This window comes from Microbacterium sp. NPDC089321 (assembly GCF_040684935.1).
In the GTDB taxonomy this organism is placed as follows: domain Bacteria; phylum Actinomycetota; class Actinomycetes; order Actinomycetales; family Microbacteriaceae; genus Microbacterium.
The window spans coordinates 475468-497050 of the sequence record NZ_JBFBGX010000002.1; the positions used below are offsets into that span (position 1 = coordinate 475468).

At 68.0% G+C, this 21583-nt stretch carries 25 protein-coding genes, 1 tRNA gene and 1 other RNA gene; 16 read left to right on the plus strand and 11 right to left on the minus strand.

What is annotated here, in order from left to right; all coding sequences use genetic code 11:
• Window positions 1-60 precede the first annotated feature (60 nt).
• From AB0N59_RS10265 to dapF, 11 genes are all read left to right on the plus strand, one after another.
• Entirely contained in the window at window positions 61-2817 is a 2757-nt protein-coding gene (locus tag AB0N59_RS10265) for a DNA translocase FtsK (protein ID WP_363482458.1), read from the plus strand.
• A complete protein-coding gene (gene pgsA, locus AB0N59_RS10270; RefSeq protein WP_363482461.1) occupies window positions 2817-3392 on the plus strand; it encodes a CDP-diacylglycerol--glycerol-3-phosphate 3-phosphatidyltransferase in 576 nt (191 codons plus the stop codon). Before AB0N59_RS10265 ends, pgsA begins: the two co-directional genes overlap by 1 nt.
• Complete coding sequence (locus AB0N59_RS10275; protein WP_363482463.1) at window positions 3389-3871, plus strand: CinA family protein; 483 nt, start codon at window positions 3389-3391, stop codon at window positions 3869-3871. Before pgsA ends, AB0N59_RS10275 begins: the two co-directional genes overlap by 4 nt.
• A 153-nt stretch (window positions 3872-4024) precedes the next feature.
• On the plus strand, window positions 4025-4333 hold the full coding sequence (locus AB0N59_RS10280) for a helix-turn-helix transcriptional regulator (protein ID WP_182252962.1): 309 nt from the start codon (window positions 4025-4027) through the stop codon (window positions 4331-4333).
• 21 nt (window positions 4334-4354) lie between these two features.
• Complete coding sequence (locus AB0N59_RS10285; protein WP_204976261.1) at window positions 4355-4576, plus strand: DUF3046 domain-containing protein; 222 nt, start codon at window positions 4355-4357, stop codon at window positions 4574-4576.
• A gap of 245 nt (window positions 4577-4821) precedes the next feature.
• Complete coding sequence (gene recA / locus AB0N59_RS10290) at window positions 4822-5865, plus strand: recombinase RecA (RefSeq protein ID WP_099195709.1); 1044 nt, start codon at window positions 4822-4824, stop codon at window positions 5863-5865.
• 117 nt (window positions 5866-5982) lie between these two features.
• On the plus strand, window positions 5983-6663 hold the full coding sequence (locus AB0N59_RS10295) for a regulatory protein RecX (RefSeq protein ID WP_363482468.1): 681 nt from the start codon (window positions 5983-5985) through the stop codon (window positions 6661-6663).
• Window positions 6664-6721: 58 nt separating this feature from the next.
• Entirely contained in the window at window positions 6722-8275 is a 1554-nt protein-coding gene (miaB, locus tag AB0N59_RS10300) for a tRNA (N6-isopentenyl adenosine(37)-C2)-methylthiotransferase MiaB (protein ID WP_363482471.1), read from the plus strand.
• Window positions 8272-9186 carry a tRNA (adenosine(37)-N6)-dimethylallyltransferase MiaA gene (gene miaA / locus AB0N59_RS10305; RefSeq protein WP_363482474.1) on the plus strand — a complete coding sequence of 305 codons (915 nt, stop codon included), beginning with the start codon at window positions 8272-8274 and terminating at the stop codon, window positions 9184-9186. Before miaB ends, miaA begins: the two co-directional genes overlap by 4 nt.
• A gap of 39 nt (window positions 9187-9225) precedes the next feature.
• Window positions 9226-9762 carry a dihydrofolate reductase family protein gene (locus AB0N59_RS10310; RefSeq protein ID WP_363482477.1) on the plus strand — a complete coding sequence of 179 codons (537 nt, stop codon included), beginning with the start codon at window positions 9226-9228 and terminating at the stop codon, window positions 9760-9762.
• A gap of 9 nt (window positions 9763-9771) precedes the next feature.
• Complete coding sequence (gene dapF, locus AB0N59_RS10315; RefSeq protein WP_363482480.1) at window positions 9772-10644, plus strand: diaminopimelate epimerase; 873 nt, start codon at window positions 9772-9774, stop codon at window positions 10642-10644.
• A gap of 23 nt (window positions 10645-10667) precedes the next feature.
• Here the strand turns inward: dapF and AB0N59_RS10320 are convergent, their stop codons facing one another.
• Entirely contained in the window at window positions 10668-11315 is a 648-nt protein-coding gene (locus AB0N59_RS10320) for a methyltransferase (protein ID WP_363482482.1), read from the minus strand.
• Between the two features lie 70 nt (window positions 11316-11385).
• Here AB0N59_RS10320 and hflX point away from each other — a divergent pair, with 70 nt between their 5' ends.
• Window positions 11386-12894, plus strand: a complete 1509-nt coding sequence (gene hflX / locus AB0N59_RS10325; protein WP_363482485.1) for a GTPase HflX — start codon at window positions 11386-11388, stop codon at window positions 12892-12894.
• 44 nt (window positions 12895-12938) lie between these two features.
• Here the strand turns inward: hflX and AB0N59_RS10330 are convergent, their stop codons facing one another.
• Window positions 12939-13589 carry an SIMPL domain-containing protein gene (locus tag AB0N59_RS10330; protein WP_363482486.1) on the minus strand — a complete coding sequence of 217 codons (651 nt, stop codon included), beginning with the start codon at window positions 13587-13589 and terminating at the stop codon, window positions 12939-12941.
• A 145-nt stretch (window positions 13590-13734) separates the two neighbouring features.
• Here AB0N59_RS10330 and ssrA point away from each other — a divergent pair.
• Window positions 13735-14104: a transfer-messenger RNA gene (ssrA, locus tag AB0N59_RS10335) on the plus strand.
• A gap of 63 nt (window positions 14105-14167) precedes the next feature.
• Here the strand turns inward: ssrA and AB0N59_RS10340 are convergent.
• The gene (locus AB0N59_RS10340) at window positions 14168-14788 is read right to left on the minus strand and encodes a TetR/AcrR family transcriptional regulator (protein ID WP_363482489.1); all 621 of its coding nucleotides are present in this window, start codon (window positions 14786-14788) and stop codon (window positions 14168-14170) included.
• 119 nt (window positions 14789-14907) lie between these two features.
• Between AB0N59_RS10340 and AB0N59_RS10345 the strand changes: the two genes are divergently transcribed.
• Window positions 14908-15105, plus strand: a complete 198-nt coding sequence (locus AB0N59_RS10345) for a hypothetical protein (RefSeq protein WP_204977177.1) — start codon at window positions 14908-14910, stop codon at window positions 15103-15105.
• A gap of 48 nt (window positions 15106-15153) precedes the next feature.
• Here the strand turns inward: AB0N59_RS10345 and AB0N59_RS10350 are convergent, their stop codons facing one another.
• From AB0N59_RS10350 to AB0N59_RS10360, 3 genes are all read right to left on the minus strand, one after another.
• Window positions 15154-15729, minus strand: coding sequence for a hypothetical protein (locus tag AB0N59_RS10350; protein WP_363482492.1), 576 nt, complete (start codon window positions 15727-15729; stop codon window positions 15154-15156).
• A gap of 36 nt (window positions 15730-15765) precedes the next feature.
• Complete coding sequence (locus AB0N59_RS10355) at window positions 15766-16575, minus strand: inositol monophosphatase family protein (protein ID WP_363482495.1); 810 nt, start codon at window positions 16573-16575, stop codon at window positions 15766-15768.
• Between the two features lie 94 nt (window positions 16576-16669).
• Window positions 16670-17038: a hypothetical protein gene (locus AB0N59_RS10360; protein ID WP_363482498.1), complete on the minus strand. Its 369-nt coding sequence runs from the start codon at window positions 17036-17038 to the stop codon at window positions 16670-16672.
• 92 nt (window positions 17039-17130) lie between these two features.
• Here AB0N59_RS10360 and AB0N59_RS10365 point away from each other — a divergent pair, with 92 nt between their 5' ends.
• Entirely contained in the window at window positions 17131-17439 is a 309-nt protein-coding gene (locus tag AB0N59_RS10365) for a hypothetical protein (protein WP_363482501.1), read from the plus strand.
• An 85-nt stretch (window positions 17440-17524) separates the two neighbouring features.
• Here AB0N59_RS10365 and AB0N59_RS10370 read toward each other — a convergent pair.
• A tRNA-Lys gene (locus AB0N59_RS10370) sits at window positions 17525-17597 on the minus strand.
• Between the two features lie 94 nt (window positions 17598-17691).
• Window positions 17692-18780 carry an LOG family protein gene (locus AB0N59_RS10375; protein WP_363482503.1) on the minus strand — a complete coding sequence of 363 codons (1089 nt, stop codon included), beginning with the start codon at window positions 18778-18780 and terminating at the stop codon, window positions 17692-17694.
• A 108-nt stretch (window positions 18781-18888) separates the two neighbouring features.
• Here AB0N59_RS10375 and AB0N59_RS10380 point away from each other — a divergent pair, with 108 nt between their 5' ends.
• A complete protein-coding gene (locus AB0N59_RS10380) occupies window positions 18889-19377 on the plus strand; it encodes a hypothetical protein (protein WP_363482506.1) in 489 nt (162 codons plus the stop codon).
• On the opposite strand, the gene AB0N59_RS10385 is transcribed toward AB0N59_RS10380, so the two are convergent.
• The 3 genes from AB0N59_RS10385 to AB0N59_RS10395 are packed head-to-tail and all read right to left on the minus strand — an operon-like array spanning window position 19378 to window position 21551.
• Entirely contained in the window at window positions 19378-19854 is a 477-nt protein-coding gene (locus tag AB0N59_RS10385) for a YbaK/EbsC family protein (protein ID WP_363482509.1), read from the minus strand.
• A 30-nt stretch (window positions 19855-19884) separates the two neighbouring features.
• Window positions 19885-21108 (minus strand): MFS transporter, encoded by a 1224-nt coding sequence (locus AB0N59_RS10390; protein WP_363482512.1) that lies wholly within the window; start codon window positions 21106-21108, stop codon window positions 19885-19887.
• Window positions 21105-21551 carry a MarR family transcriptional regulator gene (locus tag AB0N59_RS10395; protein ID WP_363482515.1) on the minus strand — a complete coding sequence of 149 codons (447 nt, stop codon included), beginning with the start codon at window positions 21549-21551 and terminating at the stop codon, window positions 21105-21107. The genes AB0N59_RS10390 and AB0N59_RS10395 overlap by 4 nt, the downstream gene beginning before the upstream one ends.
• Between the last annotated feature and the right edge of the window lie 32 nt (window positions 21552-21583).

Below are 21583 nucleotides of genomic sequence, written 5' to 3' on the forward strand. Positions count from 1 at the left end.
TCCCCGGCAAACCCGCGTCATTGCGGGCCGATGTCGGTCATCGGACGTACCGTGTAAGACATGGCCAGGAGCACCACCAAGTCCGAGCGCGCGTCCGAGAGCGCGACCTCGTCGCGCCCGAAGCGGCAGACGACCGCTCGATCGAGCGCGAAAGCCGCTCCGGCACCGAAGAAGTACATCGATGAGGCCGAGCGCGAGCCGCTGGGCGTGCGCATCTGGCTGGGTCTGGCTCACGGTGTGGGCGGCCTGTTCCGCGCATTCGGACCGGAGAACCTCGAGAAAGACCAGCGTCGCGATGGGTTCCCGCTGCTGCTCGTGCTGTTCGCGATCATCGGCGGCGTCGTCGAGTGGTTCTTCATCGGCAACGAGGTCGCGCAGAACATCAGCGCGTTCACGTGGGGCCTGCTGGTCGGCCGCGTGGCGTTCGTCCTGCCCGTGCTCCTCCTGCTGCTGGCCGGCTGGCTCTTCCGGCATCCGTCATCGGTGCACGACAACGGTCGCATCGGCATCGGCTTCGGGCTCTTCGTGCTCTCGATCGCGGGCATCCTGCACGTGGCTTCGGGCAGTACGGGTGCGACGGGCGCGGTCATCCGCCCGCAGCCCCGCGACGGGATGCCCGAGCTCAGCGCCGCCGGCGGTCTCTTCGGCTGGATGCTCGGCGAGCCTCTCGCATTCCTCACCTCGGCGGTCGCGTTCGTCATCCTCGGGCTCCTGGCCGGGCTGAGCATCCTGATCCTCACCAAGACCCCGCCCAACCGGATCGGCGAGCGACTGGGTGACCTCTATGCCTGGATGTTCGGTGCCGAGCGCCCGATGCGCCAGGGCGATGCCGATGCCGCCGCCGAGACCGACGACGAAGACGGCGACGCGCTGCCCTGGTGGCGTCGCAACAAGAGCGGGCGCGAGGAGACTCCCGACGACGGGGTCGACTCGCAGGCGATCACCGCGCTGTTCGACGAGCCGGCCCAGAAGACCGCGTACGACCAGGCCGTCATCGTCGACGACGAGCCGGCCGCGCACGGCGGGGCCGACGCGGCGACCGAGGTGCTCTCGGACGTCAGCGCGCTCACCGACCTGCTCGGCGAGCAGAACACCACGGCTCTGCTCGACGACGCCGGTTCGACGGGTGAGCTGCCCGGCCTCGACGGCTTCGGCACCGAGGGTCCGGGGGAGAAGGGCATGCAGGCGCCGGCCGCGCCGTACGTCCTCCCCTCGACGGCCGTGCTCAAATCCGGACCGCCCCCGGTGGTGCGCTCGGATGCCACGGATCGCACGATCGAGCAGATCACCAGTGTGCTGGAGCAGTTCAAGGTCGACGCGAAGGTCACCGGCTTCTCGCGCGGACCGACGGTCACGCAGTACGAGGTCGAGGTCGGCCACGGCGTCAAGGTCGAGAAGATCCTGCAGCTGAGCAACAACTTCGCCTATGCAGTGGCGTCCAACGACGTGCGCATCCTCTCGCCCATTCCGGGCAAGAGCGCCATCGGGATCGAGATCCCCAACGTCGACAAGGAGACGGTGGCGCTCGGAGATGTGCTGCGCTCGACCGCGGCGCAGAAGAGCACGCACCCGCTCACCATCGGCGTCGGCAAGGACGTGGGCGGCAACATCGTCGTCGCCAACCTCGCGAAGATGCCGCACCTGCTGGTCGCCGGATCCACGGGCTCCGGTAAGTCCAGCTTCGTGAACTCGATGATCACGAGTCTGCTCATGCGTGCGCGCCCTGCCGATGTGCGCATGGTGCTGATCGACCCCAAGCGCGTGGAGCTCACCAGCTATGCCGGCGTGCCGCACCTGATCACTCCCATCATCACGAACCCGAAGAAGGCAGCCGAGGCGCTGCAGTGGGTCGTGAAGGAGATGGACATGCGGTACGACGATCTCGCGTCGTTCGGGTACCGCCACATCGACGACTTCAACAAGGCGGTCCGAGCCGGCGAGGTGCAGGTGCCGCCCGGCAGCGAACGCGTGCTCAAGCCGTACCCTTACCTGCTGGTCGTGGTCGACGAGCTCGCGGACCTGATGATGGTGGCCCCGCGAGACGTCGAGGACTCGATCGTCCGCATCACGCAGCTGGCCCGCGCCTCCGGCATCCACCTCGTCCTCGCCACCCAGCGTCCGAGCGTCGATGTCGTGACCGGCCTGATCAAGGCCAACGTGCCCTCGCGACTCGCGTTCGCCGTGACGAGTGTCACCGACAGCCGCGTGATCCTCGATGCCCCCGGTGCTGACAAGCTGATCGGCCAGGGTGACGCGCTCTTCTCTCCGATGGGCTCGTCGAAGCCGTTCCGCCTGCAGGGCGCCTGGGTCGACGAAGCCGAGATCTCCGCAGTCGTCAAGCACGTCACGCAGCAGGCGCGGCCCGAATACCGACCGGATGTGCAGGAGTCGGCGGAAGCGCGCAAGAAGGAGGTCGACGAGGACATCGGCGACGACCTCGAACTGCTGCTCGCGGCCGCAGAGCTGATCGTCTCGTCGCAGTTCGGGTCGACCTCGATGCTGCAGCGCAAGCTGCGCGTCGGCTTCGCCAAGGCCGGACGCCTCATGGACCTGCTCGAATCTCGCGAGATCGTCGGGCCCTCCGAGGGCTCGAAGGCCCGAGACGTGCTCGTGACCTCGGAGCAGCTGCCCGGAGTGCTCGCCAAACTGCGCGGAGAGGACGCACCCGCTCCCGCGTCCGCCTCGAGCGCGCCCGCGCCGGCACCCGCAGACCCGTACGGGGGAGACCCCGTTGCCCAGCAGTTCCAGGGGATGCCCGTCGTCGAGAGCGATGACGACGGCGACGAGGACGCCTGGGGCCTCACGGGGCGTGACTGATGGCCATCCCGCGGCAGCTGCCCAACGCGATCACCGTCGCCCGCATCCCGCTGGCGGTCGTCTTCTTCGTGCTCCTGCTCCTGGCAGGAACCTTCGGCGCCGACGACATCGTGATGCGCTGGGTGGCGGCCGGTCTGTTCGTGCTCGCGATCTCGACGGACTGGGTCGACGGGTACCTGGCGCGCCGGTACGACATCGTCAGCGACTTCGGCAAGCTGTGGGACCCGATCGCCGACAAGCTGCTCACCGGCGCGGGCTTCCTCGGGCTCGCGATCCTCGGCGAGGTGCCGTGGTGGATCATCATCGTGATCCTGGTCAGGGAGTGGGCGATCACCATCCACCGCTTCACGCTGGTCCACGAGCACGTGGTGGCCGCGGCCTGGATGGGCAAGGTGAAGACGCTGGTGCAGGGTGTGGCACTGAGCTGGGCCCTGATGCCGCTGCAGGGGCTCATCGGGCACACGTCATGGGTCGTCGTCACACAGGTGCTGATGATCCTGGCACTCGTGCTCACGGTCGCCAGTGGCATCGACTACGTCGTGGCCCAGGTCCGCGGCCGCCGGAACGCCACATGAGCCGCGCCGCGCAGTTGATCGATGCTCTGCGCGAGCGCGGCTGGACGCTGGGAGTGGCCGAGTCCCTCACCGGCGGTGCCATCGCATCTGAAGTGGTCTCCGTGCCCGGGGCCTCGGCGGCGCTGCTCGGTGGGGTGGTCGCCTACGCGACCCCCGTCAAGCACACGCTGCTCGGCGTCGACAGCCGCCTGCTCGCAGAGCACGGCCCGGTGCATCCCGACGTCGCGTCGCAGATGGCGGAAGGCGTGCGGCGGGCCGTGGCGGTCGACGGACGCGCGGCAGACGTCGGCATCTCGACCACAGGCATCGCTGGACCCGAATCGCCCGACGGTCAGCCGGTGGGCACCGTGCACGTCGGAATCGCCACTCCGTCCGGCGTGCAGAGCATTCCGCACCTGTTCGCGGGAACGCGCGCGGAGATCCGTCAGCAGGCGGTGGAGGCAGCCATCGCCGCGGCGCTCGATGCCGTCCGGGAATAGCTCCCTCGGGGGCGATGTTCTCTTGAATGTGACAAGTCGCTCACTCACAACTCAAGCACAGCGAAGAACAGTAGATTCAACGACACTCAATCGGGTTAGACTGGCGATCCCCTCGGAGCAGGCTCCGGGTGGCGCGAGGGAAAGGAGGTTCCGATGATCCTCGTCAGACAGGAGATCGGCGATGTGCTGCGGGACTTCCGCCTGCAGAAGGGGCGCACCCTGCGTCAGGTGGCGAGCAAGGCCTCTGTGGCTCTCGGCTACCTGAGCGAGGTCGAGCGCGGCCAGAAAGAGGCATCCAGTGAGATCCTCGCATCTGTCGCCGAGGCACTCGACGTGCCCATCTCGACGATCATGCGCGAGGTCGGCGACCGCATCTCGGTGCTCGAGGGTCTGAGCCCCTTCCCGGATGTCGTTCCCGACGACCTCGTCGCCGCGGTCGAGCCCGAGCTGTCGCTGCGCTGAGCGCGCAGCAGCGCTCTCCTCATGCGACGCAGTGAATTCCTCCGCGCGGTCGACGACGAGTTCGGCGGCCGCGCGGACTCTCTCACGCGCGACCTGATCCTCGGTCGACTCGGCCGAACGGCGCTCGAAGCCCTCGACGCGGGCGTGCCGCCCCGCGAGATCTGGCTCGCACTGTGCGACGAGACAGACGTGCCCGCCGCTCGTCGCTATGGAGTCGGCAGACTCGATCCGCGCGAACGCTGATCGAAAGTCGCGCAGTTCTCGTCGGCGTGTCGTCGAAAGTGTGTTCGATGTGCGCGTAGTGTTCTGCACAAGTGGTCTTGACGTCATCTTCTCCACATCTGACGCCGTCGCCGAGCTAATGTCGGTGGCTGCTTCTACCGTGAGGGATGTGGCACAGAGCCATACGCCTTGTCGCAGAGTCACTCCAGCCGGAACGGCCGCGACAGCCTACAGGCGGCAGAACTTCGATCACAGAGGAGCACGTCATGCCATCCACCGACGACCGCGAGAAGGCACTGGATTCCGCACTCGCGCACATCGAGCGTCAGTTCGGCAAGGGTTCGATCATGCGACTGGGCAGCGACGAGCGCGCTCCCGTCGAGGTCATCCAGACCGGATCGATCGCGCTCGACGTCGCCCTCGGCATCGGAGGACTGCCGCGCGGACGCATCATCGAGATCTATGGTCCCGAGTCGTCCGGTAAGACCACGCTGACCCTGCACGCCATCGCGAACGCGCAGCGCGCTGGCGGCATCGCCGCCTTCATCGATGCAGAGCACGCCCTCGACCCCGAGTACGCGCGCAAGCTCGGCGTCGACATCGACCAGCTGCTCGTGTCGCAGCCCGACACCGGCGAGCAGGCTCTCGAGATCGCCGACATGCTGATCCGCTCCGGTGCGATCGACCTGGTCGTGATCGACTCCGTCGCGGCTCTTGTGCCCGAGGCCGAGATCAAGGGCGAGATGGGCGACTCCCACGTCGGTCTGCAGGCGCGACTGATGTCGCAGGCGCTGCGAAAGCTGACCGGTGGTCTGAACCAGACCAAGACGACGGCCATCTTCATCAACCAGCTGCGCGAGAAGATCGGCGTGTTCTTCGGCTCGCCCGAGACCACGGCCGGCGGTAAGGCGCTGAAGTTCTACGCATCGGTGCGCCTCGACATCCGTCGCATCGAGACCCTGAAGGACGGTACCGAGGCTGTCGGAAACCGCACCCGCGTGAAGGTCGTCAAGAACAAGATGGCCCCGCCCTTCAAGCAGGCCGAGTTCGACATCCTGTATGGCGTCGGCATCTCGCGAGAGGGCAGCCTGATCGACTTCGGTGTCGAGCATGGCATCGTCAAGAAGTCCGGCTCCTGGTACACCTACGACGGTGACCAGCTCGGGCAGGGCAAGGAGAACGCCCGTAACTTCCTGATCAAGAACGACGACATCGCGATGGCGATCGAGACGCAGATCAAGCAGAAGCTGGGCGTCGGCGTCAAGGCGGACGCAACCGTCGACGAGCTCGCCGAGCGTCGCCCGGCCTGATGTCGTCCGACGTGTGCCGACGTCGCTCGACAACCGTGTTTCGACGTCGCTCAACAACCGTGTTTCGACGTCGCTCAACAACCGTGTTTCGACGTCGCTCAACAACCGGGGTGAGCTATGCGATCCGCTGACGATGACGAGCTCGCCCCGGTGATCCCGCTGTTCGGCGGAGGCCGCGTCGCCGACTCCACGGTTCCCGTGGGGTCGGCGCGGCCGGGCGCCGGAGCGCGGTTCAGGGATGCGAGCGACGACGATGACCTGGTTCAGGCTGAGCCTGATGCCGACGAGGTGCGTCGACAGGCCGAGGAAGCGCTGGTGCGCAAGCTGCGCGCCAAGCAGCTGTCGGTGTCGGAGGCCAGGTCTGTGCTGCGCGAGAACGATCTCGACCGCGACGCCATAGAAGACGTCATCGACGACTTCCAGCGTCGCAGCTACCTCGACGACCACACCCTCGCCTCGTTGCTGGTGACGTCCGGGTCCGAGCGCAAGGGGCAGGGGCGCATCGCGCTCGCGCGTTCGCTCGCGCAGCGGGGCATCCCGCGCGACATCATCGACGACGCGCTCGAAGAGCTGCCGGATGACGATGCCGAGCGGGCGCTGGAGTTCGCGCGAAGCAAGGCGGCGGGTATGAGTCGGCTCGACTTCGATACCGCACTGCGGCGGCTCCACGGTCAGCTCGCCCGGCGCGGCTACGGTGGCTCGGTCGCGATGAGCGCCGCCCGCACCGCACTGAGCGAAGTCGGGGTGCGTCGTGCGACCGCTCGTCCGAGTGGCGTTCGATTCGTCGAATCCGACTGAGCATCCGTTCTACGAGCCGCCTGCCACCGCGCTCGGCGGCTCGTAGAATGGACTCACCATGTCTTCTCTCTCCTCCGAACCGACGATCATCGCGCCCTCCGACGCGGCGATCACCGCTGACGGACGCCGCCGCTCCTATGAGGTGCGCACCTTCGGCTGCCAGATGAACGTGCACGACTCCGAGCGCCTGTCGGGTTCGCTCGAGAGCGCGGGCTACGTGCGAGCGGATGCCGGCGACGAAGCCGACATCGTGATCATCAACACGTGCGCCGTTCGCGACAACGCCGCGGGCAAGCTGTATGGAACGCTCGGTCACCTGAAGTCCCGCAAAGACAAGCACGAGGGCATGCAGATCGCGGTCGGCGGCTGCCTCGCACAGATGGATCAGCAGGCGGTGCTCGACAAGGCGCCCTGGGTCGATGTCGTCTTCGGCACGCACAACATGGGCTCCCTTCCCGGCCTGCTCGAGCGCGCCCGGCACAACGGAGAAGCCGAGCTCGAGATCCTCGAGTCGCTCGAGACCTTCCCCTCGACGCTGCCCACGAAGCGCGACTCCGCCCACAGCGGTTGGGTGTCGATCTCGGTCGGCTGCAACAACACGTGCACGTTCTGCATCGTCCCGAGCCTCCGCGGCAAAGAGAAGGATCGGCGTCCGGGCGACATCCTCAACGAGATCCGTCTGCTGGTGGAGGACGGAGCCATCGAGGTCACCCTGCTCGGCCAGAACGTCAACTCGTACGGGGTCGAGTTCGGAGACCGCCAGGCCTTCAGCAAGCTGCTGCGCGCTGCGGGTGAGATCGAGGGACTCGAGCGAATCCGCTTCACGAGCCCGCACCCGGCGGCGTTCACCGACGATGTGATCGATGCGATGGCGGAGACGCCGAACGTCATGCCGCAGCTGCACATGCCGCTCCAGTCGGGCAGCGACAGCATCCTCAGGGCGATGCGCCGCTCCTACCGCAGCTCGCGCTACCTCGGCATCATCGAGCGCGTGCGCGAGCGCATCCCGCACGCCGCGATCACCACCGACATCATCGTCGGTTTCCCGGGTGAGACGGATGAGGACTTCGAAGACACCATGCGCGTCGTCGAGCAGTCGCGGTTCTCCGGCGCCTTCACCTTCCAGTACTCCATCCGTGAGGGCACACCCGCCGCGATCATGGAGAACCAGGTGCCCAAGGATGTCGTCCAGCAGCGGTACGAGAGACTGATCGCCCTGCAGGAGCGCATCTCGCTCGAAGAGAACCAGAAGCAGGTCGGCCGTGAGGTCGAGGTGCTGGTCTCGGTCGGCGAGGGCAAGAAGGACACCGCCACGCATCGTCTCACCGGACGCGCGGAAGACAACCGTCTCGTGCACTTCGAGGTCACGCCCGGCTCCGAGCTCCCGCGTCCCGGCGATGTCGTCACGGTGAAGATCACGCACGGCGCGCCCTTCCACCTGCTCGCCGACGACCCCACCGGCGCTCCGCTCCGGATCCGTCGCACCCGCGGCGGGGATGCATGGGACCGTGCGCAGGCGGCGTCCTGCGGCGTCCCCGCACCTGCGTCGGACTCAGGGGCACCTCGAGCAGTCTCGCTGGGCCTTCCCACGCTGCGCCCCGTCGGCTCTTGACCGAGGCCTCGCCGCGCCTCTGGGCCGTCGTCGGTGCGACCGGCACGGGCAAGAGCGACCTGGCGCTCGACCTCGCAGACCGTCTGCGTGCGCAGGGCAACCCGGCCGAGATCGTCAACGCCGACGCGATGCAGCTGTATCGCGGCATGGACATCGGCACGGCGAAGCTGCCCGAGGACGAGCGGCGGGGCATCCCGCATCACCTGTTCGACGTCCGCGCGGTGACCGACGAAGCCGCGGTCGCCTGGTACCAGCCCATCGCCCGTGAGGCGATCGCCGCGATCCACGGACGCGGGGGCGACGCGATCCTCGTGGGCGGGTCCGGGCTGTACGTCTCCAGCGTCATCTTCGACTTCCGATTCCCGCCCAGGGATGCCGCGGTCAGGGCACGTCTGGAAGCCGAGCTCGACCAGAGGGGCGCCGCCGCGCTCTTCGAGCGGCTGCGCGAGCGCGACCCGGCGACCGCCGCACGGATCGACCCGAAGAACGGACGGCGCATCGTGCGCGCACTCGAGGTCGTAGAGCAGGGCGGCACGACGCACGGTGCGGCCCTGCCGGAGAGACCCGAGCTGTGGCACGCCGCGACCCGGATCATCGGCCTGCAGACGCCGCGTGAGCAGCTCGTGGAGCGCCTCGACCGGCGCGTGGAGCGGATGTGGCGCGACGGGATGCTCGGCGAGGTGGAGCGACTCCGCGATGAGGGCCTGGAGCAGGGCGTCACCGCCTCGCGTGCGATCGGCTATGCCCAGGCGCTCGCGCAGCTGCGCGGCGACCTCACTCAGGAAGAGGCGATCGCCGAGACGCAGGCTCTCACGCGGCGCTACGCTCGGCGTCAGGTGTCATGGTTCAAGCGCTATCCCGACATCGAATGGGCTGAGGGCCCCGTCGACGTCTCGAGGCTCACCGACTGAGGCATGGCGGATGTCGGTGGTTGGAGGCACGATGACCGCATGGCCACGCATTTCTACACGGCGTCATCACTCGACGGCTTCATCGCCACGGCCGAGCACTCGCTCGACTGGCTGCTGACGCAGGACTTCGATGAGAACGGACCGATGGCGTATCCCGGGTTCATCCGCGGGGTCGGTGCCCTCGCAATGGGCGCGTCGACCTTCGAATGGGTGATGAACCACGAGAAGGGCCGCTGGGATTACACCCAGCCGACCTGGGTCTTCACGCATCGCGACCTGTCGCCGCCTGAGCAGGGCGACGTGCGCTTCACACAGGCAGACGTCCGCCAGGTGCACACGGAGATGACGGCGGCCGCGGGAGGAAAGGACCTCTGGATCGTCGGCGGGGGAGACCTCGCAGGCCAGTTCGCCGACGCAGGACTTCTCGACGAGGTGTGGATTCAGTACGCGCCTGTCACACTCGGATCCGGAGCGCCGCTTCTGCCGCGACGGCTGGACCTCGAGCTCGTCGACGTGGCACGCAACCGCAGCTTCCTGTGCGGCAGGTACCGCGTGGTGGGCGGGCGCGATCTCTAGACTGTTCGCATGGTCGCATTCACCAAAGGACACGGCACGGGCAACGACTTCGTGATCATCGAAGACGTCGACGGAGCACTCGATCTCACCGTGGCTCAGGTGCAGGCGCTGTGCGATCGCAACTTCGGCGTCGGTGCCGACGGCGTGCTGCGCGTCGTTCGCTCGCGCGCGTTGCCTGAAGGCGCGGCGGCTCTCGCAGAAGAGCCCGACGCCGAGTGGTTCATGGACTACCGCAACGCCGACGGCTCGATCGCCGAGATGTGCGGCAACGGCATCCGGGTCTTCGCCCACTATCTGCTGCGCGCCGGCCTCGCGACGATCGAGAGCGGCTCGACCCTGCCCATCGGCACGCGAGCCGGCGTCCGCGACGTCATGCGGTCAGAGAACGGCTACCAGGTCGACCTGGGCCCGTGGAGACTCGCCGGCGGAGAACCGCTCGCGCGGGCCGCCGGACTGTCCGTACCCCGGCCGGGTCTCGGAATCGATGTCGGCAACCCTCATATCGTCGTGGCGCTGGCATCCGACGACGAGCTCGCCGGCCTCGATCTCAATCCGACCCCTGTGCTCGACCCCGCACCCGTCGACGGGGCGAACGTCGAGTTCGTCGTGCCTGCGGAGCCCCTGGTGCGAGACGGCATCGGGCACGTGCGCATGCGCGTGCACGAGCGGGGCGTCGGCGAGACGCTCAGCTGCGGCACCGGTGTCGCCGCGACCGCCCTCGCCGTCCGTCATTGGGCGGGTTCGCGCGCTCCTCACCAGTGGCGGGTCGAGGTGCCGGGCGGAGTGCTGGGCGTGCGGATGTTCCCTGCAGAAGACGGTGAGCACGTCGCCCTGTCGGGGCCCGCGCAGCTGGTCTTCCGCGGTGAGATCGACCTGGTCTGACGGCTCGGGTTGACGGCGCGCGACTACTCGGGCAGCACGATCGGTGCTGTCGGGGGATTGCCGTGTCGACGCACCCTGAGGATGCGGTAGCCCTTGCCCGTCGCCGCTCGGGTGACGCTGTACCCCGGGGTGAAGACCGACGTCATCCATCGCTGCAGCGAGTCCGAGCCGAGGTTGCGCTGCACGACCATCCACGCGTCACTGCGCTCATCGAGACGCGGGATCCAGCGCTCGAGCATGCTGTGCAGCTCGCTCTTGCCCACCCGGATAGGCGGGTTGGAGCGGATCGTCGTGAACACGACATCGTCGGGAACATCCTCCGGCTTCACCGCGTTGACATTGGTGAGGCCGAGGGACTCGGCATTGCGTCGGGTCAGATCCAGCGCCCGCTCGTTGACGTCGACCGCCCAGATGGTGGCGCGCGGCGCTGAGAGGGCCATGGTGAGGCTGATCGGACCCCATCCGCATCCGAGGTCGAGAAAGTTGCCGCTGGGCGGCAGAGGAGCCATGTTGGCGAAGAGCACCGCGGTGCCGGTGTCGAGACGGTCGGGACTGAACACGCCGCCGGCGGTGGTCACCTCGCGGTCGCGTCCCGCGAGCGGGACCGTTATGGTTCGAAGATTCTCGGCACTGGCCGGGGCCGCACTGAAGTAATGATCGGACGACGGCATGCAGTGAGCGTACCGGACACCGCGGGCTAAGGTTAAGGCGCTTCTCAGAGAGGACAGAGTTCACCACCGGATGACGAACACCAACGACGACAACACCACACAGGATGCGCTGGATCGCGTGCTGGCCAACTCCGAGCCACGCACCCAGCCGAGAGTGTTCGGCGGGGCTCAGGCGCTGCAGGACACGGCATCCGCCGCGCACACCGACGCGGACGGCGAGCAGTGGGATCTCGAGGACCGGCACGCGCTCCGTCGCGTCGCGGGACTCTCCACCGAACTCGAAGACGTCACCGAGGTGGAGTACCGCCAGCTGCGCCTTGAGAACGTGGTTCTGGTCGGCGTGTACCCGCAGGGTGCACAGGAAGATGCCGAGAACTCGCTTCGCGAGCTCGCGGCCCTCGCCGAGACCGCGGGCGCCGTCGTGCTCGACGGTCTGCTGCAGCGCAGGCCGCATCCCGATCCCGCGACCTACCTGGGCCGTGGCAAGGCGCAGGAGCTGAAGGAGATCGTCGCCGCCGTCGGCGCCGATACCGTGATCGCCGACACCGAACTCGCATCCAGCCAGCGTCGTGCCCTCGAAGACGTGGTGAAGGTGAAGGTCATCGACCGCACCACCGTCATCCTCGACATCTTCAGCCAGCACGCGAAGAGCCGCGAGGGCAAGGCTCAGGTCGAGCTCGCTCAGCTCGAGTATCTGCTGCCGCGCCTGCGCGGCTGGGGCGAGTCGATGAGCCGCCAGGCCGGTGGACAGGTCGGCGCCGGCGGCGCGGGCATGGGTTCGCGTGGACCGGGTGAGACGAAGATCGAGCTCGACCGCCGCCGCATCCGCACCCGCATGGCGCAGCTGCGCAAGCAGATCCGCGACTTCGCGCCCGCCCGCGATGCCAAGCGCGCCGAGCGCAAGCGCAACACGATCCCGTCGGTCGCCATCGCCGGATACACCAACGCCGGCAAGTCGAGCCTGCTGAATGCGCTGACCAGCGCGGGAGTCCTGGTCGAGAACGCCCTGTTCGCGACGCTGGACGCCACCGTGCGCCGCGCCGAGTCGGCAGACGGGCGTGTCTACACGCTCGCCGACACGGTCGGATTCGTGCGCAACCTGCCGCACCAGCTCGTCGAGGCGTTCCGGTCGACCCTCGAAGAGGTCGGTCAGGCGGACCTGCTGGTGCATGTGGTGGACGGCTCGCATCCTGATCCGTCGGCCCAGCTGCAGACCGTGCGCGACGTGATCGGAGACGTCGGCGGGCGTGACATCCCGGAGATCGTCGTCTTCAACAAGGCCGACCTGGTCGATGCCGACGAGCGGCTGGTGCTGCGCGGGCTCGCGCCAGACGCGCACTTCGTGTCATCGCGCACAGGGGAGGGCATCGCAGAGCTCCGTGCCGAGATCGAGCGTCGGCTGCCGATGCCGGCCGTCGAGGTTCGCGCGCTCGTGCCGTACGACCGCGGTGACCTCATCTCGGCCGTGCACGAGAGTGGTGTGCTCATCTCGGCTGCGCACGAAGAGAACGGCACCGCCGTGCATGCGCACGTCTCCGAGCGACTGGCCGCCGAGCTGGCCCCCTTCACGGTCGGCTGATCGATCCCGCTGCGGGCGGGTCGCCGCCCGCAGCGGATGCGCCCTCAGGAGGCCGAGAAGCGACCCTCGACGGTCGCGGAGACGGTGATCTCCTCGCCCTGGAAGTCCATGGCCGGAGCGGAATCCATCGCCATGCCGCGCATGGCCACGGGTTTGAACGAGGCGCTCTCGGTCGACATGAGCCCGCGATCCGAGATCTCCCTCGGCGTTACGCTCTGCAGCCCGAGCGCCTCGGCGTACGCCTGCGCGCGCGATACGGCGATGCCTACCGCCTGGGTCGCGACCTCGCGCTCGACCTCGCGTTCGGTCTCCGGTGTGAGGTGCCAGTCGACCGAGGCGACCGTCAGCCCATCGTCGGCGGAGATCTCTGTCACCCAGACCGACATCTCGGAGAAGTCCGAGAACGTGGCGGTGAAGTCGATGCTCGCACGGTAGACGGGGGCCAGCTTCTTGCCCTCGCTGTTCCACGGTCGGTCGGCGTACACGCTCATCCGCTGGCTCGTCCACGCGGCGATGCTGCCGGCCGCCTTGCGGGACTCGATGCCCTCCCGCACCGGAGTCGCGGCTGCGAGAGTCCGCTCGACGACCTCTGCACGGCTGGGGCCCTCGAGTGAGACCGAGAGATGGACGGTCGCGCGTTCGGGGGCGACGCGCAGCTCATGCTCGCCACGAACGGTGATGATGACTTCACTCATGCGAGCGACTGTACGGCACGGCGGAGACAGGCTGGTCGCGGAATAGCATCCGGGGTTGATCCGTTGTAGTCTGTGATGCTCGGGAGCACATGCTCCCGCTGGTAATTCCACAGTGTGACAGCGGCTCCTTCGCAAGAAGGTCCACGGGGCTGATCGGTTTCGACGGCGCCTGTGTATCGACGAGAAGCGGGCCGAGGATGCAGGGTTATCTCGTGAACGCTCCCTGCGAACCTATAGTTGCCGAATCCAAGCGCAACGACTTCGCCCTCGCTGCCTAAGCGAGCCCGATAGTCCGTCAGACCGTATGTGATCCCGATACGGACCCTGGCGTCATCTAGGGATCTTGCTGCGTGACGGCGTCTGGACGTCACGTGGGACTCTTCCCAGACTGGGCTCGTCGACTTAGGTGTCTGTGACAAAGGTCGGAGCCGAGCAGAACGCTTTCACAGACTGCGCCCGGAGAAGACGTGGATTAGCAGCGTCGGACGGGGGTTCGATTCCCCCCAGCTCCACGAAAGCCGTTGTCACTGTGGATGACCCCGCGGTCCCTCATGAGAGTGAGAGGCCGCGGGGTCTTCTCATGTCTGAGGGGCGTCGTGTCGCGGCCGCAGGCCGTCGAGCGCCACCGTGCGGATCTCGGCGCCCAGGAGCTCCGGATCGACAGGGCCGTCGGGGCGGTACCACTCGACGACCGAGTTGATCATCCCGAAGATCAGTCGCGTCGCGACGCCGGCATCCAGGTCGTCCCGCACCAGGCCCTCGGCCTGTGCCTCCCGTACCAGGCCCGTGACGGTGTGGTCGAAGCGGCGGCGACGTTCCAGTGCCGCGAGCTCGATGGGGCTGTTGCCGCGCAGACGAAGCAGCAGGGTCACCTGCGGCTGCCGTTCGGTCAGCACCCGCACGGCGCCGTCGACGATCGCGGTGAGCCGCTCGGCGGGAGTGGGATGCCGCAAGGCGTCCTGCAGGGCCGCCTCGAGCCCTCCGAGCGCATCATCGAGGGCGATCTCGAGGATCTGCGCCTTCGACTCCACGTGGTGGTACAGGGCGGACTTCGTCAGACCCAGGTGAGCGGTGAGATCCGAGACCGAGGTGGCGTCGTAGCCCTGCTGATTGAAGAGCTGGACACCGGCGCGGATGACGTCTTCGCGATCGTGTCCGGGTCGCCCTCTTCGCGACGGACGACCGGTCGTCGCGGTCACGGAAGGATCCTCGGCATGTGCCCACTCTAGCCGCGGGCAGGCGATGAGTCCGGGGCCGCGGCCTTCGCCGTCAGACCGCTAAGCTGGGAGGGTAATCCGACGATCGGAAAGGCTTCGACGTGGTCGACTTCATCGTGTTCATGGTCCTGTTCCTGGGCGGCTTCTGGCTGTTCGGCGCCGCATGGGAGATGCCGGAGTGGCAGGGTGTCGCGTTCAGCGGCGGCATCATCCTCGTCAGCCTCGCCATGGCCTACGTGATGCGCCAGCGCGGCTCGGCCACGCGGCGCACCGACAACTGGAACCAGCGCCAGAAGTGACAGAAGGCGCCGCCCGTGGGCGGCGCCTTCAGCCAGGGGCCTGTTCGCTCATCCCTTCCAGTCGATGAGCAGCAGGCCCTGTTTCGTGTCTGCGAACTTCACCCAGCCGTCGCCGAACTCGTAGGTCATGCCGAAGCCGTCCTCGTCGGTGGCGATCGCGTAGTCGGGGTCCTCGGTGAAGTAGACGAGGCCGCCCTCGGTCGAGCGCAGCCAGCCGTCACGCTGCAGGTTCGACTGAGCGGTCTCGGAGGTGCGCTCGTCCACTGTGCCCCAGCCGTACATCTGGCCGTGGTCGGACGGGGTGCTGAAGTCGGCCCACATGCACATCAGACCTTCTTCGACGAGCGTGTCGCCGATGCGCAGCTCCTGCTCTTTGGAGGTCCAGCCCTGCGAGGTGAGAGCCTCGACGGTGCCTTCGGTGATGATCGTGTCGCAGGTGGGGTCGGCGCCGGCGGCCGGGGTCTCGTCGTCGACCGGTGCGGTGGTCGCGGCGGGCGAGGGCTCGACGCTGGCCGAGGATGATGCAGGGGGCGGGGTCGTGGGGGCGGGGTCCGGTGAGGCGCAGGATGCCAGCAGCAGAGTCGCTGCAAGCACACTGAAGGCCAGAGGGGTGCGGGGGCTCATGAGATCCGTTGGAGTGAGGGGGGGGCGGTGACGCGCTCAGGGGAGTCGCGCGTCGCGGAACAGGGACAGGAAGGGGTCGTGCAGGATGCCGTTCGTGGCGAGCGTGGACAGCGCCGACAGGGTCTCGGTGCCGTCGAAGGCGGTCATTCGACCGCCGGCTTCTCGGACGATTGCCACAGCTGCGGCGATGTCGTACTCCTTGACGTCGAACTCCGCGACCATGTCGATGCGGCCTTCGGCGAGCAGCATGTAGCTGTAGACGTCGCCGTAGGCGCGGTCGCGCCAGACGCGCTCGGCGACCGCGTGGAGTTCGGGAAGCTTCCCGGCATCCGCCCACTGGCCGATGCTCTGGAAGCTGACGCTCGCGTCGTCGAGCGAATCGACCGCAGACACCGCAAGGCGGCGTGGCGAGTCGGAGGGGTCCGTCCAGGCGCCGAGGCCCTCGGCGGCCCACCAGCGACGCGACAGCGCCGGCATGCTCACGACGCCGACGCGCGGGACGCCGTCGATCGCGAGGGCGATCATCGTGCCCCACAGCGGCACGCCGCGAAGGAAGTTGGCGGTGCCGTCGATCGGGTCGATGATCCACTGGCGGTGGGTGTCGCCCTCAGCACCGTACTCCTCGCCGAAGATCCCGTCGGCAGGACGCTCGATCGACAGAATCTCGCGGATCGCGCGCTCGGTGGCGAGGTCGGCGTCGGTCACATGCGAGCGGTCGGCCTTGCGGGAGACCTGCAGGTCAGCTGCGTCGAAGCGGGGGAGCGACTGTGCGTCCGCGGCGTCGGCCAGGCGCAGTGCGAGGGTGAGATCGGCAGCGAGGTCGGCATCGGCGCGAGTGTCGGTCACCCATCCAGGATAAGCGGCGACCCTTCGCACCAGAGGCTCGCAGGATATCGGTCCAGACACGATACGCCGGTGTCCGGACCTCGGGGAGCGCGCGTCAGAGGAAAGGCGCGAAGGATGACGGGACAGCGACGTTGCCGGGGGCGCCGGCGAACAGAGGTGCGACCTGCTCGGGCGTGTATCCGGCAATTCCGCACCCCACCGGAGTCAGCAGGAATCTCAGCTCCGGATGCTCGGCGGCGAAGACCAGGAACGCGTGAGCCTCATCAGCGAGCACGTCCAGGCCGCTCATGGTGTCGATCGCGTAGCTCTGACCGTGATGACCGCGACCTTCTCCCCACACCGCGCCGAACCTCTCGTGTGCGACCCGGGCGGCGCCGCCGCCATGCTGGCCGCCCGCATTGCTGCCGAACACGAACACCTCGCCGGGGAGCAGCGTGTCGACCACGTCAGGGGTGATGTCCATGCCGGAACTCTACGGCGATCGCCGCGGGAGGTCACCGACGAATGTGACCGCGCGGCTGTGCTCGGGCTGGGGGCGCCGCTACGGTGGGCGGCATGGGCGTGCTCAAATATGGCGACTCGGACGTGCCGATAGACATCGATGACAGGACCCTTGCCCACCTTCAAGCGGTGGTCGTGGCCAAGCTGCGCCGCAACGAGAGCTTCACGCTCTCGTGGCGTCACTGCCCGGGCAGCGGCACGGGCAGATCGACGATCTGGCTGCATCCGGCGATCCCGCTGCTCTTCGAGTTCGACCAGGGCGCTCCTGACAAGCTGAACCTCGAATGGCTCGAGCGCCTCATGCATTCGGCCAACACCAGCGGCGGCATCCGCCTGATCGAGGAGAACGCCCCGGAGGGCTAGCCGAGGCGCTTCCCGCAGGCTCGGCGTCCCCAGGACGGACATGAAAAAGCCCCGATGACTGGCGAGAGTCATCGAGGCTTGTCCGTGCACCCCCAGGGACTTGAACCCTGAACCCACTGATTAAGAGTCAGTTGCTCTGCCGATTGAGCTAGAGGTGCGTGGCCCGGGAAGATTTCCCCGGCCGAGGAATTACATTACCAGCGGCCGGGGGTCGCGCCAAATCGCTCTCGTGCGCCGGGCGCGTTGCGTTCGTCAGGCCTGCCCGGATGCCAGCTCAGCGGCGTCCTGGACGGTGTCGACGAGATGCACGTGCTGCTCCATCGGCCGCCCTTTCGCGAGGGCCTGCAGCAGCGGCCACGCGGGGAAGTGCTCGCTCCAGTACTCGCGACCAACGAGGATCATGGGTGCCACGGAGGACTCGTCGGCGTAGTAGTTCTCGCAGGCGTCCTGGAAGATCTCCTGGACGGTGCCGCCGGCGCCGGGCAGGAACACGATGCCCGCCTGGCACACCTCGAGCAGGATCGCCTCGCGCTGCGCGTTGCGGAAGTACTTCGCGATCGCACTCGCGAAAGGGTTGGGCGGCTCATGACCGTAGTGCCAGGTCGGGATGCCGAGCGAGTCGCCGCCGTCGGGGAACTTCGCACGCACCGCGAACGCCGCCTCGGCCCATCTCGCGATGCTCGGCGTGAAACCGGGCACCGCGGCGAGCATCGTGAGCGCATGCTCACGGGCATCCGTTCCTCGGCCCGCGAGATAGCCGCCGAGGTTGACGGCCTCCATCGCCCCGGGTCCGCCGCCCGTTGCGACGGTGAGCGTCTGCGACAGATGCTGACCGAGTTCGACGCCGTCGGCGTACTCTCGACTCCCGCGGACGATGTCGTGCCCGCCCATCACGCCGATGAGGCGGCGGTGCGACACCCAGTCGGCGAGCGCGAGATCGATGCTGTGATCATGCAGGGACTGCGCGAGTGCGGCATCCCGCGACGTCTCCCGCTGCGACCAGGCGTAGGTGCGCGCGTCGGGACTGTCGGCGTAGCCGTCGGTGCCGAACAGCTCCGCGGGCGAGTACAGGGAGGCGCGGTACGTGTCTATCGGGATGCCGGGCAGTGCGGGGAACACGACGGCTCCGCGTGCGCGGACGGACTCCTCGTCGCGGAGCGTCAGGCGACAGCCGAGGAACAGCGATCCGGCGACCTCGACCGAGCGCAGAGCGGCGCCGCGCTCGGTGAGGTCGAGAGAGCGCATCCGCCATCCCGAGAGCGAGCGGGCTCCGCGCGCCAGGCGTTGATCGAAGTCCTCGATCGTGTCGACATCGACGACCCGCCCGCGCGTTCTTCTCATGCAGACGACCCTAGATCAGCGACTGCGGCAGCCGGTCGAGGCGATCGCGATCCTGCTCTTCCCTCTCGAGCGCACCGGTGAGAACATGGCGGTCAGGAGGTAGCTCTCATGATCGATCTCGATGACATCGACACCGATGAAGACGGCGCGCTCACCGCGACCGTCGAACTTCCGGGTGGCCGTCGCGTCACCGTCGAGTACGAATTCGACGAGGAGTTCGACCACTCCGACGAAGAGGATGACGACGGCGACGACGAGGATGACGAGCCGGTCGAGCGCGAGGATCTGCCTGACCTCGGAACCATGCAGGAGACGGTGAAGCACGCCCTCGCCCGCCTGACCGAGGAGATCCTCGATGCACGGGAGCGTGAGGTGGTCGAAGAGCTCACCGAGGCCGCCTACGAGGATGACGACGACGAGGTCGACCTGGCGGAGGCGCTGGCTGCGCTCAAGGATGACATCGCCCTCGACGGCGTCGTCGTCTTCGGCGACGGAGGCATCACCCTGCTGTACATCGCGCCCGAGGAGTACCCCGACCTGATCATCTACTGCCTGCTCGACGAGGACCTCGAGATCGACGACCTGATGGTCGAGTGATCAGGCGACGCGCACCAGCCTGCCGCCGGTGACCTCCACCAGCTGCGCGAAGGTCAGTGGCATCACGGTCTCGGGCGTGCCCCCGGCGGTCCACACCTCATCGAAGGCGCGCAGATCGTCGTCGATGTACGTCGGCAGCGGAGCGGGATGCCCGACAGGAGCCACTCCGCCGATCACCTGACCCGTCGCCTCGCGCACGACGGCCGGCGGGGCCATGGCGACGGCATCCGCGCCCAGCTGCTGCGCGAGCACATCGAAGTCGACGCGGTGGGCGCCGCTTGTCATCACGAGGATCGGCTCCCCGTCGGCGACGAGGACCAGGCTGTTCGCTATCGCCCCGACCGGGCATCCGATCGCCTCCGCGGCGAGTGCGGCGGTGCGGGCGGAGGCCGGCAGCACGACGATGCGCGCATCGATCCCGGCATCGGCGAGGCGGTCGCGCACGATGCGGCTGCGGGGCGGAAGGGAGTCGGTCATGACAACGGGTCTCTCGGCGAGGGGGTGCCCTCAGGCGGCGTCTCCGACGAGGATAGCCGCTGCGTCCTCGGCGTCGTCAGCGGGATCGTCGATGTGCGCGAGCACCCGGCGCCCGAGCAGCACGGTCAGCGCGGCGAGCAGCACGGCCGCGGCAGCGAACAGATAGGGCACCGTGTCGCCGTAGGCGTGGGCGAGAGCCGCGGCGGCCGGCGGTGCCATCGCGCCGCCGAGGAAGCGCACTGCCGAATACGCGGATGACGCGACGGAACGCGGCAGGTCAGTGGCCTCCATCACGGCCTCTGTGAGCACGGTGTTCATGATGCCGAGCAGCAGGCCGCCGATCACGATGCACACCACCAGGGCTGCAGAACTCTCGACCATGACTCCGGCGGCGATCAGGTCGACGGCGAGAAGCGGCAGCGTCACGAGGATGATCGACGTCCGCGACGCACGGCGCATCAGCGCCGGTGCCACCCATACGCTCGTCACCGCGAGACCGACCCCCCAGCCGAAGAACGTCAGGCCGATGCCCATCGCCGTGAATCCGAGCGGGAAGGGTGAGAACGCCAGCAGCACGAAGAAGCCGATGTTGTAGAACAGCGCGGTCACGGCGAGCACGGCGAGCGCCGGCCGGCGCAGGGCGCGGAAGGGAGCCGAGAACGGCATCGGCTCACGGCGGTCGTCGTCGCTGCGCACGAGGGTGAGCACGGCGATGAAGCCGATGGCCATGAGGGCGACGACGCCGAAGAAGGGACCGCGCCAGCTGATCCCGCCCAGCAGCCCGCCGAGCAGCGGCCCGACGGCGATGCCGAGTCCGAGTGCCGCTTCGTAGAGCACGATCGCCGCACCGCTCCCTCCGGCGGCGGCGCCGACGATGGTCGCGAGGGCGGTGGAGATGAAGAGCGCATTGCCCAGACCCCAGCCGGCGCGGAACCCGATCACCCAGTCGACGCTGCCGCTCACCGCACAGAGCAGGGCGAAGACGACGATGAGCGCCAGGCCCGCGAGCAGTGTCGCCTTCGCGCCGATGCGGCTCGAGATCCAGCTCGTGATCAGCATTGCGAGTCCGGTGACCAGGAGATAGCTCGTGAACAGCAGCTCGGTCTCGACCGGCGACGCCTCCAGCGACTCGGCGATGGCGGGCAGGATCGGGTCGACAAGGCCGATTCCCATGAACGCCACGACGCACGCGAACGCGACCGCCCAGACCTGCGCGGGCTGCCGCCAGACCGATCCCTGTGGTGTTCCGCTCATTCGTCTTCTCCTGTTTGGTGGTCTGCGGTGTCCTGCGCGCGCTCGCCGAGGATGGCTGCCGTGCGCTCGATCGCGCGCCAGTCGTCATCGCTCAGGTGATCGAACCGCGGGGCGAGGGTGCTGCCGAGCTCAGTGCGCCACTCGTCGAGGGCGCGGATGCCCGCGGTCGTGGCGTTCACGACGGTCGCGCGGGAGTCGGCCGGATCGGCTGTGCGCTCGACGAGGCCGGCATGCTCCAGCACGCCGATGAGCCGCGTCATGCCGGGCTGCGTGGTGCGTGCCGCGGATGCCAGCGCGCCGAGACGCATCCCGCCGCGCTGATTCAGGATGCTGAGGGCGCGCCACTGTGCAGAGGGCGCGTCGTTCCCCGCATCCTGAGCCGCGATGCGGGCCAGCGCGTGCGCGGCGAGAACGATCGCGGTGATCGCTTCGGACTTTTGCATACCGACAAGTATATACCTCACGGTATCTATCT

Excerpts from the sequence above, each read along its gene's own strand:
- AB0N59_RS10265 (WP_363482458.1), top strand. The coding sequence starts at position 61 with ATGGCCAGGAGCACCACCAAGTCCGAGCGCGCGTCCGAGAGCGCGACC.
- pgsA (WP_363482461.1), top strand. The coding sequence starts at position 2,817 with ATGGCCATCCCGCGGCAGCTGCCCAACGCGATCACCGTCGCCCGCATC.
- AB0N59_RS10275 (WP_363482463.1), top strand. The coding sequence starts at position 3,389 with ATGAGCCGCGCCGCGCAGTTGATCGATGCTCTGCGCGAGCGCGGCTGG.
- AB0N59_RS10280 (WP_182252962.1), top strand. The coding sequence starts at position 4,025 with ATGATCCTCGTCAGACAGGAGATCGGCGATGTGCTGCGGGACTTCCGC.
- AB0N59_RS10285 (WP_204976261.1), top strand. The coding sequence starts at position 4,355 with ATGCGACGCAGTGAATTCCTCCGCGCGGTCGACGACGAGTTCGGCGGC.
- recA (WP_099195709.1), top strand. The coding sequence starts at position 4,822 with ATGCCATCCACCGACGACCGCGAGAAGGCACTGGATTCCGCACTCGCG.
- AB0N59_RS10295 (WP_363482468.1), top strand. The coding sequence starts at position 5,983 with ATGCGATCCGCTGACGATGACGAGCTCGCCCCGGTGATCCCGCTGTTC.
- miaB (WP_363482471.1), top strand. The coding sequence starts at position 6,722 with ATGTCTTCTCTCTCCTCCGAACCGACGATCATCGCGCCCTCCGACGCG.
- AB0N59_RS10310 (WP_363482477.1), top strand. The coding sequence starts at position 9,226 with ATGGCCACGCATTTCTACACGGCGTCATCACTCGACGGCTTCATCGCC.
- dapF (WP_363482480.1), top strand. The coding sequence starts at position 9,772 with ATGGTCGCATTCACCAAAGGACACGGCACGGGCAACGACTTCGTGATC.
- AB0N59_RS10320 (WP_363482482.1), bottom strand. The coding sequence starts at position 11,315 with ATGCCGTCGTCCGATCATTACTTCAGTGCGGCCCCGGCCAGTGCCGAG.
- hflX (WP_363482485.1), top strand. The coding sequence starts at position 11,386 with ATGACGAACACCAACGACGACAACACCACACAGGATGCGCTGGATCGC.
- AB0N59_RS10330 (WP_363482486.1), bottom strand. The coding sequence starts at position 13,589 with ATGAGTGAAGTCATCATCACCGTTCGTGGCGAGCATGAGCTGCGCGTC.
- AB0N59_RS10350 (WP_363482492.1), bottom strand. The coding sequence starts at position 15,729 with ATGAGCCCCCGCACCCCTCTGGCCTTCAGTGTGCTTGCAGCGACTCTG.
- AB0N59_RS10360 (WP_363482498.1), bottom strand. The coding sequence starts at position 17,038 with ATGGACATCACCCCTGACGTGGTCGACACGCTGCTCCCCGGCGAGGTG.
- AB0N59_RS10365 (WP_363482501.1), top strand. The coding sequence starts at position 17,131 with ATGGGCGTGCTCAAATATGGCGACTCGGACGTGCCGATAGACATCGAT.
- AB0N59_RS10375 (WP_363482503.1), bottom strand. The coding sequence starts at position 18,780 with ATGAGAAGAACGCGCGGGCGGGTCGTCGATGTCGACACGATCGAGGAC.
- AB0N59_RS10380 (WP_363482506.1), top strand. The coding sequence starts at position 18,889 with ATGATCGATCTCGATGACATCGACACCGATGAAGACGGCGCGCTCACC.
- AB0N59_RS10385 (WP_363482509.1), bottom strand. The coding sequence starts at position 19,854 with ATGACCGACTCCCTTCCGCCCCGCAGCCGCATCGTGCGCGACCGCCTC.
- AB0N59_RS10390 (WP_363482512.1), bottom strand. The coding sequence starts at position 21,108 with ATGAGCGGAACACCACAGGGATCGGTCTGGCGGCAGCCCGCGCAGGTC.
- AB0N59_RS10395 (WP_363482515.1), bottom strand. The coding sequence starts at position 21,551 with ATGCAAAAGTCCGAAGCGATCACCGCGATCGTTCTCGCCGCGCACGCG.